Source organism: Enterococcus plantarum (assembly GCF_001730295.1).
In the GTDB taxonomy this organism is placed as follows: Bacteria; Bacillota; Bacilli; order Lactobacillales; family Enterococcaceae; genus Enterococcus_L; species Enterococcus_L plantarum.
The window spans coordinates 96,319-114,969 of record NZ_MIKA01000034.1; the positions used below are offsets into that span (position 1 = coordinate 96,319).

Here is an 18,651-nt window from a genome sequence, read left to right on the forward strand (position 1 = left end):
TAAAAATTGAATTTCAGAGAAAGGAAGTGAAACATTGAAGAATAGAAAAAAAAGATTTTTTTATAAAAAAGGGTTGAGATTAAATCAAAATAAACTTTTCTTCGGTAGTTTTGCGCTATTATTTTCCTTTGTATTAGTTGTCGGAGCGACTTTAGCATGGACCAGTTATGCTGAGTGGACAAAAAACCACACCCAATCAGAAGGAACAGAGAAGCGTTTAGAAGTCAAAGTTGAAGAAGATTTTGATCCTAATTGGATACCAAACATAGAAACAAAAAAAGAAGTAAACATAATCAACACTGGTGAAATAGATGCCCAGATAAGAGTATCCTTAAAAGAAGTACTATTACAATTCAAAATGACCTATGAAGTTTATCCACGAGCCGAATATGCTAAAGATAGCTACGATTATGGTGACCTATACGAAGCAGGAAAAGGTTCAGCGACGATAGAGAAAAGTAATAGTCAGACATGGATTGTAGGACAAAAGTACAAATCTTTAGATGAAAAAAAACAAGAGCATTATTATGAAGGACGTAAGAGAATTCCAACTAGTGGTACAACAGAAATAGGATTTAATGGAGGAAATAGAGAGACTGAAATGTCAAAATGGATTCGCATTAATTTTGGACCCTATGTTCAGTCAAATCAAAGTGGTGGAGGGGAGTATTGGTATTATAAAAATGGATACTTTTACTATTCTACTATACTTAATCCAGGAGAAAAAACAAAAACACCATTGTTGAGAAGCTTAACATTATCAAATGAAACGCCTAACTATTTTAAAGGTTCTCTTTATGATTTGATAATTAAAGTAGAAGGACTATCAAAAAATGATTCGTGGTAATAAGAGAGAGCACCTAAATCTGATTAACAAAATTAAAGTAGGTGAGTCAATGGATTATTTTGTTAATGTAATACAAAAAAAGAACACGAAAAAACAAAAATGTTTAGTTGCAGCTAGTAGTATTGCTTTTTTATTATTTTTTTCAGCAAGTATTGCATACGCTTTGCAGGTTAGTGAAGATCAAAAAGATAATATATTAACTGTACCTACAACACAGGTTGTACTTGATGAACAAGGTTTTGTTAGTGATCCAAATGGTAGTACAGAAAATATGTTGGCTAGCAAAAAAGCAAAAGTAACAAATACTGGCGAGACGGCAGTATTTGTTAGAGCTTTAGTCATCCCGACTTTCCAAAAAACTGAAACCGCAAACCAAGAGCGAAGTGATCTCTTAAAAGAATCTTCGATTTTGCCTGTTGTAATTGATAAATCTGCAGGGATAAATACGATTGCAATCAACAGCCAAGGAACAAAATGGTATTTGGGAAGTGATGGCTATTATTATTATTTAGCCGTTCTTAATAAAGGTGAGTCGACAGATAATTTAATAAATGGAGTGACAAAACCGAATAACATGACGGATTTTAAAGGTTATCAATTAAATATGGATGTTAAAATTGAAGCAATTGGTGCATATAGCAAACGTGAAGGTCAAAAGGCATTCATTGATGCATGGAATGGACCGACTGATACAACAATTAGAAGTCGGTTAGATGGATTAGTAAATTAAGCGATAAAGAATTGGAGGTGAATCAAACTTGAAACATCATTCTAATAAGAATCTATTTACACGCTTTTTTTTCATCAGTAAAAAGATAAAAATGACTTATTTGATGGTAATTTTAGCTCTATCTTTAGCTTCTATTTGCTTTTTCAAAAGTTCAGTTGTTTTTTCGGAAGAAACAGTGAAACAAAGTTCGACTCAAGTTTCAGAAAGTCAAAAATCCAGCAACTCAGAAAAAGAATTGGATACGAAAAAAACATCATCCTCTACTACTTCAGCGTCTACACAAGACTCAAAAGAATCTGCAAAGAAAATTACTGCTCCTGATAAAGAAAAAAAGGGAGTGGATAATCCTACTTCTTCAATCACGCCGTTTGGTATTTATGCAGGTCATTATTATGATTATATACCTGATCTATATAAGTATAATGGAGTTTCGATAACTAGACCTTCTGGATTTGAAGGAGAATGGCCTCCTTATAACAGTATTTATACAGGAGAGTATGGGACTGACTATTTTACTGGTAAGCTGGGAGATCTTGGAAATGACTGGCAATATCAGTATGTTCAAATTGCTGGTATAGGTCCTAAGACTTTGAATTCTTATTCTGAATTTAAAATGTATCGGACGATGCCGTATCAAGTTGATATGTATACAAGTAAATATTTAGGGTATAGACCTGCTGGATTTCTCTATAGACAGAAACTAGATTTAAATAAAAAACAAGTGATGGGATTTTATTACCGCAGTAGTGTTGATGGACCAGGATTTACTGCTACCTTACACAATGATACCAATTTTAAACCTTCCACAGGAAACGAATTGTCAGATCCATTAGTTGAGAGTATGTTTGGACCTATTGGCGGTGGTGGTTTTGGACTAGGGGCCTATCCTTTAACCTATATAGAAAAAAGTTATGCTAATTCAGTATCTGGATCCAGTAACACTAGTACTTGGGGATTAAGTGGCTGGAATCTGGACAACCTTAGTGCAAAAAAATATGAAACGGATTATATTGAAAATGCAGTTTCTATTGAACTAGATTTTAATGGTGGTCAAAATCCAGAAGCAAGTTTAAATGGTCCACTAGGAAGTGCCTATAATCAGTACATCTATTCTGAAGCGCCATCACGTCTTTCAGGTCATATGGCAATGATCAAACCAGAACAGTTTAAATCGGGTATTATTACGAATGTAGAGCCACAATCCAATGCGTATCATAATTACTTTTCTGCAGCAGATGGAACACCAGTAGGACCAGTTTGGGATAAAGTAATTCCTACTAAGTCAGAAGGGCTTTTAAAAGGTGGACGTGCGTGGCGGTATATGGAAGTTACTTGGGATCCATTTAAAAATCAAACTAATCCTTCTGCTCCAGTTACAGAAGGGGATTTATCAGCAACAGTATACGCTTTAGATTCTGACTTTAATCGCTCAGGTATAAATCCTCAGTTGGGAGCAGCCTCTGGAATTTCAACAATTAAATATCTTAACGTTGATAGAAGTCCTAAAGGGGTGATTGCAAGGTTTGAAAAACCAGCTAGAATCAATATCCAACAAGAGTTTAAGACTTCAGATAATACTGTGTATTTTGAAGTAACGTCTTCCACAGGTGTTGCAGGATATGGAAAGGGTGGGAGTGTTGATCAAAACCTTTTACCTACAATCATACCTGGACGTGGAACCAATAACTTGAATGATGAACCAAAAACAAATGTTAAGAAAACTGCTGCTCCAGATAAAATAGTTTATAAAGAAGACACACCACCAAGTGATTTATCTCAAAAAACGAGTAAGTTTTCAATCGAATTTGAAAATGATGCATCTGATAATAAAAAAATTACTCAGTTTAATATTACAGATGATTTATCTAAAATAGCAGATAAGCCTTTTGAATACATTCCATATGATTCAAATAATAAAAGTTCAGGAACAACAATCAACATAATGAATGCAAGTGGCAATGTAAAATCAGGTTTTCCGATTAGCGGACAACAAGCTGACAATTTTTGGAAATCAAGTGTATCTACTTCTAAACTAGATCAATTCGAATGGCCATCTTATCAAGGGGGACAAAAAGGGTTTCCTTATCCTTTAAACCCAGGAGACAAAGTTATGATTGAGTTCTATGCGAAATCTGTTTATACATTTAAAACAGAAGATGGAAATCAAGTCATCAAAAAAAATGAAGCTCAAATAGATTTTGATACAGATTACGAAGGAATAAACGCAACGGGAAATACAAAATTGACCGATGCGGATGTAACCTTACTAAAAGAAACTCAAACGGATGCCCATCTATTTTTAAGACAGGTTATGCGAACGGATGAAACCAGTGTAAAACCGATATTGGTAAAACCAACATTACCTATTCCAACGCCAGGTTATGCTCGTATCACAGCGAATAATAGCTATAATTTTTCTATGCCAATAGTCAGTTATAATTATAATATCACGGGTGTTACTTTTGGAGGACAGTACGGGTTGCCGAGCAGTTTTACAGAAGTGATTGTTCCAAGTAAAGTTGCAGGTAATGTACTATCGATGAAAGATGTATCGATCAGAGCAGTAGAACAGCCTATGTATTATCGATACGTTGGAATGAAAATAGAGGATCAACTTCCTGTGCCCCAAGGAGTCACAAATGAAAATCAAAGTATTTTACCGGATATAACGAATACTACTTGGACAGGTGATATTACGAAAACAAAATATGTAACGTTTATTTATGAACCAGTAAATAAAACATCTTTAGATTTTGAAAAACCTTTTAGTGGTTCTTTAAAGTTTAATCAAATCGGAAAAGTAAATTAATGAAATAAGTGGGGAGAATAAAATGAACTATACTCAAGGGATTGTAAAAAAAAGTGTTTTAACCGTAGCTTTAGTTTCAACAGGCTTATTATTGTTTAGCAATGCAACAACTGCGAATGCTGAAGCGTCAAGTGAAATGAAGGTTAATACAAATGAACAAAGAGCAGCAAGAGTTATAGCTAATAACTTTAAACAATTTAAACAGCTAATAGAATCGGGTGAAACTGTAATCACTGTGAATGGAACCATTATTTTCACGGACGATGTTTACGTGGATGGAGATTTAGAAATTAATGGTTCCGGAAGATTAATAACAAATGGCTATAGATTAAATACAGACTATGGTAATTTTACTAAAATAGTTTTGAAAAGAATAAGTGTTACTTCTAGCGGAACAAAAAGTTTGATAGAAGATAGTTTTAATGAAACTGGTTCGATTGAACTTGATTCGGTAAACTATTCTGGCAATAAACCATTAGTAAAAGTTCCGGGAAGTGTAACATTATTTGGTAACAACAAATTAGAAATAGAATCAAGATATGATAATTTTACTATTGAAGCTGGGAGTATCAAGTACCAAGGTGCACAGACAACTTCAGGACCAATAAAAGTGAACAACGGTGATTTGATTGTTAATTCAGGTGAACTAACAATTACAGGAACTTACGGATCGATGGGAATGGATCATGGAAGTATCGTTCTTAATGGAGAGCATTCAATCGTTGTGAACAATAGTGCGAAACTAAATGTAAATGGAATAGCTAATGGTGTTTATGCCCCAAAAGGAACATTATCAGTATCTGATGGAGCCAATGTAATAATCCAATCAGACGGAAGTAAAATGCGACCTGGCGTACTTTATAGCGTCCTGTCTATTCAGAATATTTCCGTACAAGGAACTGGTGTTGTAGGAAGCAATGGTAAGCTGACCGTGACTTCTCCAAATAAAACGAATGTTAGAAATATTGATTTAGGGGAATATGGCTCCATCGATATCGACAATGGAGGGTTTGATTTTAATAATCAATACTATAGATGTACACCTATCTCAATGAGAAATACAAGTATTGGGTTTCTGAATATTAATATGGATAGAGGTTTTATTGAAGGTTGGGTGAATAGAGGGAAAACGACTACTCCGACACCAACAAATCTTTGGAGACCTATTTCTAATGTAAGCTTAACCTTAGACAATCCGAATAGATCTTCAGTCATTGCTCGATCAACAATAGACTATGCTGATAACGATCAATTTAAAACACAATTCCAAATGCAAAATTACGGAAGAATAAGTAACATGCGCTTTGTTCGATAAATTTAGCACCTAAATTATAATTGAAAGGCTGTTTGTTTCGCTAGACATCTAAACAATATTATCATACTGAAAATAGAGTGGCGTAACCCGCTCTATTTTTTTTTTTGGAAAAAATGTTTGATTTCTTTTATCTAGAGTTAAACTATCTCTTTATTCGCAATGCTACATAATTAGCTTTATAATAAATAGAGGTATTATAAAACGCTAAAATGAAACATCATTTACTAGTAAAATTCATGTAGGAGAAAAAGTTTATGGAAAATCAATTCATTAAGATCAAAAATGCTACTCAAAATAATTTAAAACACGTCACAACACAAATACCAAAACATCAATTAACTGTTGTAACAGGTGTTTCTGGATCTGGAAAGTCTTCTCTAATTTTTGATACGTTAGCTGCTGAATCTAGAAGAGAACTAAATGATACTTTCCCAAGTTTCTTACAAAAATATCTACCTAAATATGGCAGACCAACCGTAGATAACATTGAAAATTTACCTGTTGCGATCGTGATCGAGCAAAAGAAATTATCTTCAAATTCTAGATCAACAGTCGGAACATATACAGATATTTATACATTTTTACGGTTACTTTTTTCAAGGGTAGGCAAACCATTTGTTGGCTATTCGGATACTTTTTCTTTCAATCATCCGGACGGTAAGTGCCCAGAATGTGATGGCATCGGCACTGTAACAACTATTGATATTCATAAATTAGTCGATTTTAATAAATCACTAAACGAGGGACCTATAGATTTTCCAACTTTCCATTCAGGCTTTTGGCGTTGGAAACGTTACGCGGACAGTGGACTATTTGATTTGGATAAAAAAATAAAAGACTATTCGAAAGAAGAGCTAGATTTATTTTTGTATGCACCGCAACAAAAATTAAAAAATCCACCAGAAAAATGGCCTCACACTGCACTTTTTGAAGGATTGATACCTAGGATGAGACGAAGTATTCTTCAATCAGACGAAGGGAAAAGGCACCAAAAACAATTAGATCTCTTCGTTACTATTGAAACGTGTCCAGCTTGTTATGGCACTCGAGTAAACGAACGAGTGAGAAGTTGTAAAATTTTTGGTAAAAGTATTGCTGATGTAGTCACCTATTCGCTTGATAAATTAACATCGTTTATAGAAAAAATCGAAGACCCATTGGCTGTAGATATTAAACCCGAAATTCAAAAGCGCTTAAAGGCATTAATGGAAATTGGTTTAAGCTATTTAACTTTGGGGAGATCGACTGGCAGTCTTTCTGGAGGGGAAGCGCAACGTATTAGAATTTCGAAATATATCAATAGCGCACTAAATGATATGATGTATATTTTAGATGAGCCAAGTGCTGGTCTTCACCCAAAAGACATCGATCGGATCAACAAAGCGTTGCTTTCTTTGAAAAATAAAGGCAATACAGTCATCTTAGTAGAACATAACCCTCAACTGATTCGCTCTGCAGACTATATTCTTGATATGGGACCTGGTGCTGGAGAAGGCGGAGGAGAGCTTCAATTTGCGGGCGATTATTCTAAGTTCCTTGAAGCCAAAACCATCACAAGTGAAGCATTGCAGACAACGATACAAATAAAGAAGAAGACACGGAAACCAAAGAACTTTTTGGATATAAAAAATGTCAATCTTCATAATCTAAAAAACTTTTCCGCAAGAATACCATTAGGTGTCATGACGGTTATTTGTGGTGTTGCAGGTTCAGGTAAATCATCATTGGGTGAGGTCATCCGTCAGACTTCTGTTGAAGAAAATCAAGAGATTGTAGCGATTTCACAAAAAAGCATTGGAATCAATTTGCGTTCTACTCCGTTGACGTATTTAGATATCTTCGGGAAAATCCGTGAACTATTTGCCAAAGAAAATGGTGTAAGTGCTGCTTTATTTAGCTATAATTCAAAAGGCGCTTGTCCAAGGTGTCGCGGTAAAGGTGTAATCATTTCTGATATGGCTTTTATGGAAGATATTGTGACAACGTGCGAAGTCTGTCATGGTACACGTTATGATCCAGAAGTTCTGAAGTACACATATGAAGGTAAAACGATTGTCGATGTTTTAGAAATGACAGTCAATGAGAGTGGCCAATTCTTTTCCAGTCAGCCCTTCAAAAAAGAATTATTAACATTAATGGAAGTTGGATTGGGTTATTTAAGGTTAAACCAGTCTTTAACAACACTTTCTGGAGGCGAGTTGCAACGCTTGAAATTAGCAAACCAGCTGCATAAGAAAGGAACGATTTATTTATTAGATGAACCAACGGATGGTTTACATTTAGCAGACATCAACAATTTATTGAGGCTTTTTAATCAAATGGTTGATGAAGGAAGTAGTTTGATTCTTTTAGAACATCATTTGAGTATCATCAAACAAGCTGATTGGCTCATTGAAATTGGTCCAGAAGGCGGTGCAAAAGGTGGTCAATTAATATTTAGCGGAACACCCGAAGAGCTATCAACTTCAAATGATGAAATCACAAAACCTTACTTGTAATAGAATTAACAGTGTGAAAAAAGTACAAAAGTCGAGAAAAAAAGCAGATCCTTTGAAAATTAACTGAAATTCACAAAAATTTAAAAAGCAATTTTCGTGAATTCCCTCTTATTTCTCGGAGCTAAATGCTTTTGTCTCGTCTTCTTTTTGTTTTCTTTAAGATAAAGAATTTTAGCTGGTAATAGATTTTTTGAAACACCGTTAAATCGATTCACACAAAACAACAATAATAATTTAGCCTCTTGCAGTTCAGTGACTTTTCATGGATAATAAGGAACTGAGCCTAAAAAATATTCAGACAATTAAAAGTAAAATTCAACTCACACGAAAAAAGTTTTTACTGTGTGCAAAATATTTTGATCGATAAAAATAGAAGAATGGGGAAACAATGAATAAAATAAATTTCAATACATATCCTATAAGTGACGTAATCCTAGAAGCCATTTCAGATTTAGGCTATGAAACACCAACACCAGTCCAACAAGCAGTAATTCCAGCTGTTTTGGATAGAAAAGATGTCTTAGTTCAATCTCAAACTGGCAGCGGGAAAACTGCTAGTTTTGCTATCCCGCTTTGCGAAAAAGTCGACTGGGTCGAAAATAAACCACAAGTCCTTGTTTTAGAGCCAACAAGAGAGTTAGCTCAACAAGTGCAAGAAGATATAATCAATATCGGTCGCTATAAAAGAATAAAAGCAACGGCTGTTTACGGGAAAGCGTCTTACGTAAAACAAAAATCAGAATTAAAACAAAAAAGCCATATCGTCGTTGGAACGCCTGGACGAGTGTTAGATCATATTCTAAAAGGAACGCTTCCTCTTGAAAAAATCAATTGTTTAGTAATCGACGAAGCAGATGAAATGTTGAACATGGGATTTATTGAACAAGTAAAAGAGATTATAGCGGCATTACCAGAAGCTAAAAATACGCTGCTTTTCTCTGCGACGATGCCAAAAACAATTGAAAAACTGAGTAGCGCGTATTTACGTGAACCAGTTGTTGTAAAAATCGAAGCATCAGAAAAAACAACACCAAAGATTCAACATGCCTTTTTAGATGTAACAGAAGAACATAAATTTGCTGCTTTAGAGGCAGTAACGATCGTTGAAAATCCAGATACATGTATCATCTTTGCTAATACTCAAGAAAAAGTCAATGACACATACGATTTCTTAGTCAAAACAGGATATCCTGTTGGAAAATTACATGGTGGTATGATGCAAGAAGATCGCTTTGACGTAATGGATGCTTTTAGAAAAGGCAAGTTTCGTTACCTTGTAGCAACAGATGTAGCGGCCCGTGGTATCGATATTGAGAATATTACGCATGTTATTAATCTAGATGTTCCATTTGAAAAAGAAAGTTATGTTCACCGTGTAGGAAGAACTGGTCGTGCAGGTAGAGAAGGGTATGCATTAACATTTGTCACATCAAAAGAAGATTCCTTAAAAAAAGAAATCGAGTCTTTTGGTGAATTAACAATGACACGAATCACGCTACCGAATGCTAAACAAGTAGCAAGAAATAAAGCAGCATTTGAGAAGAAAATAACAACTAAGCAAAAGCCAAAGCACCAAAAAGCCAAACGTGTGAATGAAGAAATTACAAAAGTTTATTTTAATGGCGGTAAGAAAAAGAAATTACGAGCACTTGATTTTGTAGGTACTATTTCAAAAATCGAAGGAATCACATCTGAAGATATCGGAATCATCACTATCCAAGAAAATGTGACATACGTTGATATTTTAAATGGAAAAGGCCCACTGGTTATTCAAGCAATGAAAGAAAGAACGATTAAAGGTAAGCAATTGAAAGTACACGTAGCAAGAAAAAAATAAGTAAAGCAGGAACATAACTCAAAGAGCTTTGGGCTATGTTCTTTTTTAACGGTATATTGATCGATTCTTTCTTAACAGACGCGTTAGATGTGACTTCGACTCATTTATCAACTTAGTAGCTTTTTAGAATTTCAAGAGAGAAGAATAGAACAGATAAAAAAAGCCCAACTAAGGAAAAGGGCCGTGTTTTTTTCAATACTCTAATTTTTGTTTAAGAAGCAAAATAGAAGCAGAAAATCGGTAAATAAAAGAGGTAAAATGAATGCATACTCTTCTCTATAAGATTCCCTATAAATAGGGAATTTTATGTAGAGATGAACACAAAAACTCAATTTGGAGATAAGCTAGAATGAAAAAAATAAAAGGTATAATAAGGAATCATAATCTTTCAACAATTAAAAATAGAAAACGTGTTGGTGTGATAATTTTATTTTTGACGATGTTGATCTTTTTACTCTTTACAATTAGACTTTCCTATATTCTCATTACAGGGAAAGTTGCAGGAATTTCTCTTTCTGAAAAAACGAAAGAGTTGTATGAAGTTCATGAGACATTAGAAGCAAGACGAGGATCGATTTTGGATAAAGATGGCAATGTCTTAGTCGAAGATTCGAGTGCATTTTCGTTATATGCTATTTTAGATGAAAACTATACTGATTTAGAAGGAAACAAGTTGTATGTCCAAGAAAAAGATTGGCCAACAATTGCTGAAATCTTTGAAAAATATGTAAAAATCGAGAAAGAACTAACATTAAAACAATTAAAACCAAGTGTAAATAAAGAGGGAAAACAGGTTACAACGGTCGAATTTGGGACAAATGGCAAAAATTTGAATTTTGAAACAAAAAGAACGATTGAAGAAGAATTAAAGAAGAAAAAGATTTCAGGTATTTATTTCCGTGAAGAGAAAAAACGTGCCTATCAAGTTGGGAACTTCGCTTCTTATTTTATTGGCTATACCAATCAAGATGATAAAGGCAACGAACAAGGTGTGATGGGAATCGAAGAGGCTTATAATGACAAATTATCTGGTCAAAATGGTTCTCGTAGTTATGAAAAAAATTCTGCATTCGGTGATGTAAAACCGGGAAGTGCGAAAGAGAAAAAACGCGTTGACGGAAGTGATATTTATACGACATTGGATAGCAACTTACAATTTTACCTAGAGGAACTATTAAATGATGCAGCACAAAAATACCAACCTGAGCATATCACAGCTACTTTGATGGAAGCAAAAACTGGTAATATATTAGCGACCTCACAAAGACCCTCTTTTGAATTAGACACAAGAAAAGGGTTAGAAGATCCGAATACAGCCCGTTGGAGCAATATTCTTGTAGAGGATGTCTATGAACCAGGCTCAACGATGAAAAGTATGATGGTAGCAAGTGCAATCGAAGAAAATAAATTCAGTGAAAATGAGCAGTTCCTTTCAGGAAATATCAAAATCGACGGTACACAAATCAATGATTGGAATAATGGCGTTGGAGAGGGCAATATGACATTTAGACAAGGTCTAGCTTGGTCAAGTAATGTCGGAATGGTGACACTTCAAGAGCGGATGCCTGATTTATGGCAAGAATATCTAAAAAAATTTGGTTTTGGTCAAAGTACAAATTTCGGGTTGACGGGTGAGGCCACTGGAGAAATCCAGAATAAAACAACAGTCGACAGAGCAATGACATCATATGGACAAGGAATTTCAGTGACTCATTTACAGATGCTTCAGGCTTACACAGCCATTGCTAACGGAGGGGAAATGCTAAAACCTAATATGATCAGTAAAGTTGTTTCTTCGAATGGAAAAGAAACCATCATTCAACCAGAAGTAGTTGGAACACCGATTTCAAGCGAAACAGCTGGAAAAGTCTTGGAGTATATGAAAGATGTTACGATAGATCCTAAATATGGTATGGGGAAAGAATATGCTATGGACGGAATCAATGTCTCCGCTAAAACGGGAACAGCAGAATTCTTTGAAAATGGTATTTATCAAAAACAAGAATATCTACATTCGGTTGTGACGATTACTCCAACGGAAGATCCAAAGTATATTTTTTATATGACGCTAAAAAAACCGTTATTGCAAGGTGTAACAGCGAACGATATTATTTCTGAGGTTTCTAATAATTTAGTAAAACGAGCGATGGTTGCTCGCGATTAAAAAAAACGAACATCCCTCTTAATGAGGTGTGTTCGTTTTTAATGTTTCAAGTAATTGTTCATCTGGAGTAACATATATCGTTTTTTGATTTTCATAAATGACATATCCAGGTTTAGCTCCATTAGGTTTATGGACATGTTTTACTTGTACATAGTCTACGGGAACTTGTGCAGATAAACGATATTTAGAATAATAAGCGGCAAGATTTGCTGCTTCTACTAATGTTTCATTAGATGGATCGCTCTCTTTGATGATCACATGAGAGCCAGGAATATCTTTTGCATGCAACCAAATATCTGTCTTTTTAGCTGTTCTAAGCGTCAATTGATCATTTTGCAGGTTGTTACGCCCTACAAGAATCAGGCTACCGTCAGATGAGTAGAACTCTTCTGGTTTGCTTTTCTTTGGTTGTTTCTGTTTTTTTGCACCGCGGTTTTTAACATAGCCTTGTTCGATTAATTCTTCACGAATCATTTGAATATCCATTGGGCCTGCTATTTCCAATTGTGATAGGACGGATTCTAAATAGCGGATTTCTTGATTAGTCTGTTCAATTTGGCCATGCACCACTTTGACAGCATTTTTCAGTTTTTGATATTTTTGAAAGTACTTTTGAGCATTTTGATTTGGTGTAAGTGCTGGGTTCAGGTTTATTTTCAACAACTTATCTTCTTCGTAATAGTTTGGTAATTCAACGAATGCAGCACCTTTTGGAACTTGAGCCATAAAAGTTGTTAAAAGTTCACCATCTCGACGATAATTTTCTGCATGTTCAGTATCGGCTAAGGTTTGTTGGAGTTTAACCAGTTTACTTTGATTTCGCTTCAGTTCATTTTCAATTTTATGGATCAGTTCGCCACCTTGTTGCTTAACGCGGTCTTTTTCTGCTTTTCCACCATAAAAAGTATCGAGTAATTCACTGAGGTTCACAAAATTTTCTTGCTTACCTTCAAGTGATGAAAATGGAAGAGGGGTAAAAAATTCTTTTTTCTCTGTGATTGTTAACGTGGGTGCGAGTTCATGTTCAAGAGAAGACCAAAATGACTGCCACACAAGCATTTTCTCATTAGGACGTTCATTTAAACGAAAGGCAATCTCGTCAGCAGTATCTTTGCCCAACCCTTGAAATTGACTTTGTAAATAGCTTCCATTAAGTTCACTTGCTTTTGAAAGAATTTCAAAGACTTTTTCTTTACTTGATTCGAATGGGTTTTGTTGGGTTTGTTTCGGTGGATCGATGTATTCAACCCCTGGTAACAACGAGCGATAGCTATTTTGTGAACTACCAATATGTTTGATAGCATCTAAAATTTTGCCGTTTTCTTTGTTGACCAAAACAATCGTGCTGTGTCTGCCCATTAATTCAACAATCAGAACAATATTTTGGAGATCTCCGAGTTCATCTCTTTTAGTGAAGGTAAAGTGGATCACACGATCATTTTCGACTTGGTGAATCTGTTCTAAAATAGCACCCTCAAGAAACTTCCGCAACATCATGACAAAGTTTGGCGGTGTATCTGGATTGGCATAAGCGATTTCGGTTAGCTGGACTCGAGCATAACTTGGATGAGCTGATAATAGTAATTTATGATTTTTTCCCTTAGTCCGGATCACTAAAATAATTTCATTTTCGTATGGCTGATGAATTTTTGAAATTCGGCCGGTGGCTAAAGTCTCTGATAATTCGGAGACCATTGCATGAGTAAATACGCCATCAAATGACATAAACATCCCTCAATTCTATATACATAATAATACCATTATAACGGAGTTCTTTTTATTTATAAAGGAAGTGAGGAATAAAATCCTGATAATATGAAATGAATGAATCGCTTTACTAAATAAATACGCTTTCTTTTTTAATATAGTTAGTGTAGATGAGCCAGTTGGTTTAAACGAAGTTGAGGAAGTCTATGCCAAGTAAGCACAGTTTTTTTATTATCATAAGCAGTCGGAATAGTTTAAGGGCTTGCCTAAGGTTGATTTATGAAATATCCGTTGCGATTCGTGGCTTGCATCATAGGATTACCTATATGGCACATTTAGTAAATCGATAAAGTAAAAAAATAATGAAATTTGTAAAGAAAACTAAACAGATTTTTACTGTTTAAAAGGGTGCGAGACAAAAGTAAAAATCACTTTTGTTTCACACCCTAAATGCGAATAAACAGTGGGAGCAGGAGCAAAAGCCTTTGAAAATAAGCTTCTGTTCCATCCTCCTTTAGTTAAGCGTCTTGCCAAACACCTTTAGCTATATCAACGACTAGTCGAACTTTAGCCCATTGCTCTTCTTCAGTTAGGTGATTTCCTTCGTGTGTCGATGCGAAACCGCATTGAGGAGAGAGACAAATTTGATTCAACGGCACAAATTTGCTCGCTTCTTTGATACGCTTTTCAACGCTTGAGACGTCTTCAAGTTCGCCCTTTTTAGTGGTGATTAGTCCTAGAACGATTTTTTGATTTTTTAATTCCTTCAAAGGTTCAAAACCACCTGAACGTTCATCGTCATATTCTAAAAAGAAGCCGTCAAATGCTTCAATAGAAAATAAATTTTTTGCGATTGTTTCATAAGAGCCGTTATAAAGCCAATGGGATTGGAAATTACCTTTACAAAAATGAAAGGTAACAGCAAGATCAGCTGGCTTGTTTACTAAACATTTTTCAGTTACGTCTTGAAAAGCATTCAATAGTTGATCAGCATCCAGACCGTTATTCGAAATCAATTCACGAAAGCGATCATCAAATAATCCACCCCAGCTTGTATCATCTAATTGTAAGTAACGACAACCAGCATCATAAAAAGCTTGGATTGCGTCTTGATAGGTTTTAATTAAATCTTCTTTGAACGTTTCTAAAGAACTATAAATAGGATTCTGATTGTATTGTTTGGATAAAATCAGTGAATCTAAAAATATCATATTGGGTCCAGGAATGGTCTGTTTAGCCAAAAGAGGCGACGCATATTTTTGAGTGAAACGAAAATGATCAAGAAACGGATGATCTTTTGAAAAAGATAGTTGGCCACTTACATATGTTCCTTGAGCGTCTGTCGTAATACCAAAAGCAGTTGTTTGGAAATCATAGACAGTAATACCATTTAAGCCTGCAATAAAATCTAAATGCCACCAACGTCGGCGAAATTCACCATCCGTTACAGCATAAAGTCCAGCATTTTTTTGTTTCTCAATTAAATCAATGATTGCTTGATCTTCGATGGTTGTTAATTCATTTTTTGTAATAGTCCCGTCAAGGAAAGCCGCACGTGCTTTTTTCAAATAGTCAGGGCGTAAAAAACTACCGACAATATCATAACGGAAAGGGATTCTTTGCTTGTTGTTTGGCATAAATAGTCCTCCATTTTTTAGTTAAATTTATAAAAATATACATAATAAATCAAGTACACTCAGTAAAAATAACGGATAACTGAACGAGCTTGTTCGTGTTTTATAGGTTATTCTTCTTTTTTTCACCTTCTATCTTTTCATCAGCTGAGATTCTCTCATCATTTTACTAAAATAGCACGATCTTTTTTCATCGTATTTTAATTTATCGATCTTTAGTGAAAGTATAGGTTAGGAATACTAGTTTGTCAATGAGTGAAACCATTTGCTATTATTGTTGTTTTTTAACATTTATATAGATTAAAATGAAAAAAATCTATTTTTTATTAAAAATAGCTGGAGCATTATTTGTTATACTAGGCAAAGGAAAGAACTACTAGTATAATAGGATTATACGTAGTAGAGGAGAGACAAAATGAAGAAAGATTTTATCAATGTTAAAGATAATATTATAGAATTCATTAATAGACAGAAGAAACTGACGGCAATTATTTTAGTTGTAATAGTTCTAGTTATAATAAGCTTGTTCATGGTAGTACCTAAAGTACAGGCGAATATTCGTGCTTCTGAAATTAAATCTTTAGTAAACCAAGAGAATTTATCAAAAAAGGCAAATTATTTAGATCCCAAAACAGCAGATAAAGAAATTAGTGAAAAAACAGCAATGACCGTTTTATTTTCAGTGCCAAGTGGCCGTACTTATGGTAACGTGATGAATGTATTAAAAGACTCAGAACTAATGAAAGATTTTAACCGTAGTATTTACCTTTATCCGATGGTTTATGATGTAGAGAAAATCGAGCAAAAATACAAAATCAAAAAAAATGAAGTAGCGATTGTTTTCTTTGAAAACGGAAAAGAAAAAAATAGAATCTCTATTGATGAAAATTTTGACACAAAAAAGATGCTTATCCCATCTTTGAATCAGTTGTCATTGTCTAGTATAGTAGAGCCATCTGCTACATCAAATTCAACAACAAGCACTACAAGTGAACCAGCGACTAGTGAATCTGAGCAAACGTTAGATCAATCTGTGGAAGCTGATTCAGTAGCACAATAAAATCAATTTCAGAAAGAAGGGCTTGATATGAGAGAATTTATTCTATTCAGTTTATTGGGACTTTTTGTGATAAAACCTAGATTACAGCGTGTGTATGTAAGAAGTGAACGACGTGACAAGTTTTAAATGGCGGACTTTGGCGACAGATCTAGCTAAAAAGAGGACTCGGTCTAAGCCTGAGTCCTCTTTCAATCGTACGACACCAAAAAAAGTTCGATTGTCTGAAACTGTTCGGTTGATTCCTTTTGATACGCTTCGTGAGGAGTCTTTAAAATGGTATCAGGATCCAGAAAGTATGCGGAACATCGTAGGAGTCAGAATTACGTACACAAAAGAACAAATCCAACAAATGTATGAGTGGCAAAATGAGCATGGGTTACTTTATTACATTGAATATAAAAAGGATAAAAAAACTCAAATAATAGGGGATGTCTGGCTCGCTGAAGATGACTATGCCATCGTGATCGACAAAGCATTTCGTGATCAACATATTGGACGGATGGTCACTAAGTACTTTATCTATAAATCAAAAAAAATGGGTCGAGATTTTATGACTGTCAGTGAGATATTCAATTGGAATAAGGCATCGCAAAAGATGTTTACACGTTTAGATTTTTTTCCTTTTAAAGAAAATAAAGACAGTTGGAGCTACCGAAAACGATTAAAAAATCTCAAAAAGGATAAACACAATTTGAAATAATTGCTGTTAAAAACAGTTTTAGACTTGACGAATAAATTCTTTTTAGTGTACACTGATTGCAACAGAAACTATAGGAGTGATTACATGGAAAGACTATCAAAACCAATGAAGCAATTAAATAATTCATGGCAAAACTGGCGTAGATAGTTGTATGTATGATACTCTCGTAGATACAACTTTAGATGACAAGTTCTAAATTTTGTATCTATGTCGGCTTATTCAAGATGATTTTTTGACCGCATAGATGAGTTTTCTATGTGGTTTTTGTTTATATAACAACGACCGCTCCTTTCTAGGATTTGTCGTTGTTTTTTGTTTTGACTTATTTATATGTTTAGAGAGAGAGGAAAAGGATGAGAATAAATCGTTTATCAGTCGTTGTAGCAATTATTGTTGTATTTTTGATAGGGTCATTTTTTATCGAGAAGCAAGAAACGGTAAAGCAAAATATACCGACAGTCGGAGTTTTGCAGTTTGTTAGCCACCCTGCGTTGGATCAGATTTATAAAGGGATTCAGGCTGGTTTAAAAGAAAAAGGATATGAAGATGGTAAAAACATGACGCTTGCTTTTCAAAATGGTCAAGCAGACCAAAGTAAGCTAGCAACAATGAGTCAGCAATTAGTACAAGAAAAAAAATCCGATGTCTTGATCGGAATCGCAACACCAGCAGCTCAAGCACTTGCTAATACAACTTCAGAAATACCAATCATACTTGGAGCCATTACGGATCCTGTTAGTGCTGGACTAGTCAAAGATAATCAAAAACCAGGTGGGAACATTACGGGTGTAAGTGATAAATCACCTGTCACCGCTCAGTTTGAGTTAGTAACGCAAATCTTACCAAAAAGGAAAAAAGTCGGCATCTTATATGCTTCATCTGAAGAAAATTCCAAATACCAAGTGGAAGAGGCAAAAAGAATCGCTGAAAAAATTGGAATGACGGTAAAAACGTTTGCGGTTCCATCCAGTAACGAAATCGCGCAAACCGTTCAAGTGATGACGAGTGAAGTTGACTTCATCTATATTCCTACAGATAATACAATAGCCAATGCCATGCAAACTGTCGTCAGTGAAGCTGATAAAACAAAGACACCGATTATTCCTTCTGTTGATACAATGGTTGAACAAGGCGGACTTGCTACAGTTGGAATCAATCAATTTGATCTTGGTGTCCAAACAGGTAAGATGACAGCAGATATTTTATCAGGAAAAGCTAAGCCTGCAACAACACCGATTTATACCTTTAAAACAGGAGATATTATCATCAATCAAAAACAAGCAGACAAACTGGGAATATCAATCCCTGAAAATGTCACATCAAAAGCAAAAATCATAGATTAAACACAGG

General features: G+C 34.8%; 12 protein-coding genes. 10 read left to right on the top strand and 2 right to left on the bottom strand.

Annotation, left to right across the window (positions count from 1 at the left end; genetic code table 11):
• Nucleotides 1-34 precede the first annotated feature (34 nt).
• From BCR22_RS10250 to BCR22_RS10280, 7 genes are all read left to right on the top strand, one after another.
• Nucleotides 35-847 carry a hypothetical protein gene (locus tag BCR22_RS10250; RefSeq protein ID WP_010761511.1) on the top strand — a complete coding sequence of 271 codons (813 nt, stop codon included), beginning with the start codon at nucleotides 35-37 and terminating at the stop codon, nucleotides 845-847.
• Between the two features lie 49 nt (nucleotides 848-896).
• On the top strand, nucleotides 897-1,577 hold the full coding sequence (locus BCR22_RS10255; protein ID WP_141706567.1) for a hypothetical protein: 681 nt from the start codon (nucleotides 897-899) through the stop codon (nucleotides 1,575-1,577).
• Between the two features lie 28 nt (nucleotides 1,578-1,605).
• A complete protein-coding gene (locus tag BCR22_RS10260; RefSeq protein WP_069654804.1) occupies nucleotides 1,606-4,386 on the top strand; it encodes a hypothetical protein in 2,781 nt (926 codons plus the stop codon).
• A 22-nt stretch (nucleotides 4,387-4,408) separates the two neighbouring features.
• Complete coding sequence (locus tag BCR22_RS10265; protein ID WP_069654805.1) at nucleotides 4,409-5,701, top strand: hypothetical protein; 1,293 nt, start codon at nucleotides 4,409-4,411, stop codon at nucleotides 5,699-5,701.
• 254 nt (nucleotides 5,702-5,955) lie between these two features.
• Nucleotides 5,956-8,199: an ATP-binding cassette domain-containing protein gene (locus BCR22_RS10270; protein WP_069654806.1), complete on the top strand. Its 2,244-nt coding sequence runs from the start codon at nucleotides 5,956-5,958 to the stop codon at nucleotides 8,197-8,199.
• A gap of 388 nt (nucleotides 8,200-8,587) precedes the next feature.
• A complete protein-coding gene (locus BCR22_RS10275; RefSeq protein WP_069654807.1) occupies nucleotides 8,588-10,036 on the top strand; it encodes a DEAD/DEAH box helicase in 1,449 nt (482 codons plus the stop codon).
• A gap of 349 nt (nucleotides 10,037-10,385) precedes the next feature.
• A complete protein-coding gene (locus BCR22_RS10280; protein ID WP_069654808.1) occupies nucleotides 10,386-12,200 on the top strand; it encodes a penicillin-binding transpeptidase domain-containing protein in 1,815 nt (604 codons plus the stop codon).
• Nucleotides 12,201-12,218: 18 nt separating this feature from the next.
• On the opposite strand, the gene efbA is transcribed toward BCR22_RS10280, so the two are convergent.
• Nucleotides 12,219-13,925: a fibronectin-binding protein EfbA gene (gene efbA, locus BCR22_RS10285; protein ID WP_069654809.1), complete on the bottom strand. Its 1,707-nt coding sequence runs from the start codon at nucleotides 13,923-13,925 to the stop codon at nucleotides 12,219-12,221.
• A 500-nt stretch (nucleotides 13,926-14,425) separates the two neighbouring features.
• Nucleotides 14,426-15,544, bottom strand: a complete 1,119-nt coding sequence (locus BCR22_RS10290; protein WP_069654810.1) for a 5-methyltetrahydropteroyltriglutamate--homocysteine S-methyltransferase — start codon at nucleotides 15,542-15,544, stop codon at nucleotides 14,426-14,428.
• A 412-nt stretch (nucleotides 15,545-15,956) separates the two neighbouring features.
• On the opposite strand from BCR22_RS10290, the gene BCR22_RS10295 reads away from it, so the two are divergent.
• From BCR22_RS10295 to trpX, 3 genes are all read left to right on the top strand, one after another.
• Nucleotides 15,957-16,601: a hypothetical protein gene (locus BCR22_RS10295; protein ID WP_069654811.1), complete on the top strand. Its 645-nt coding sequence runs from the start codon at nucleotides 15,957-15,959 to the stop codon at nucleotides 16,599-16,601.
• 112 nt (nucleotides 16,602-16,713) lie between these two features.
• Entirely contained in the window at nucleotides 16,714-17,301 is a 588-nt protein-coding gene (locus tag BCR22_RS10300; RefSeq protein WP_069654812.1) for a GNAT family N-acetyltransferase, read from the top strand.
• A gap of 353 nt (nucleotides 17,302-17,654) precedes the next feature.
• Nucleotides 17,655-18,644, top strand: coding sequence for a tryptophan ABC transporter substrate-binding protein (gene trpX / locus BCR22_RS10305; protein WP_069654813.1), 990 nt, complete (start codon nucleotides 17,655-17,657; stop codon nucleotides 18,642-18,644).
• Nucleotides 18,645-18,651: the final 7 nt, after the last annotated feature.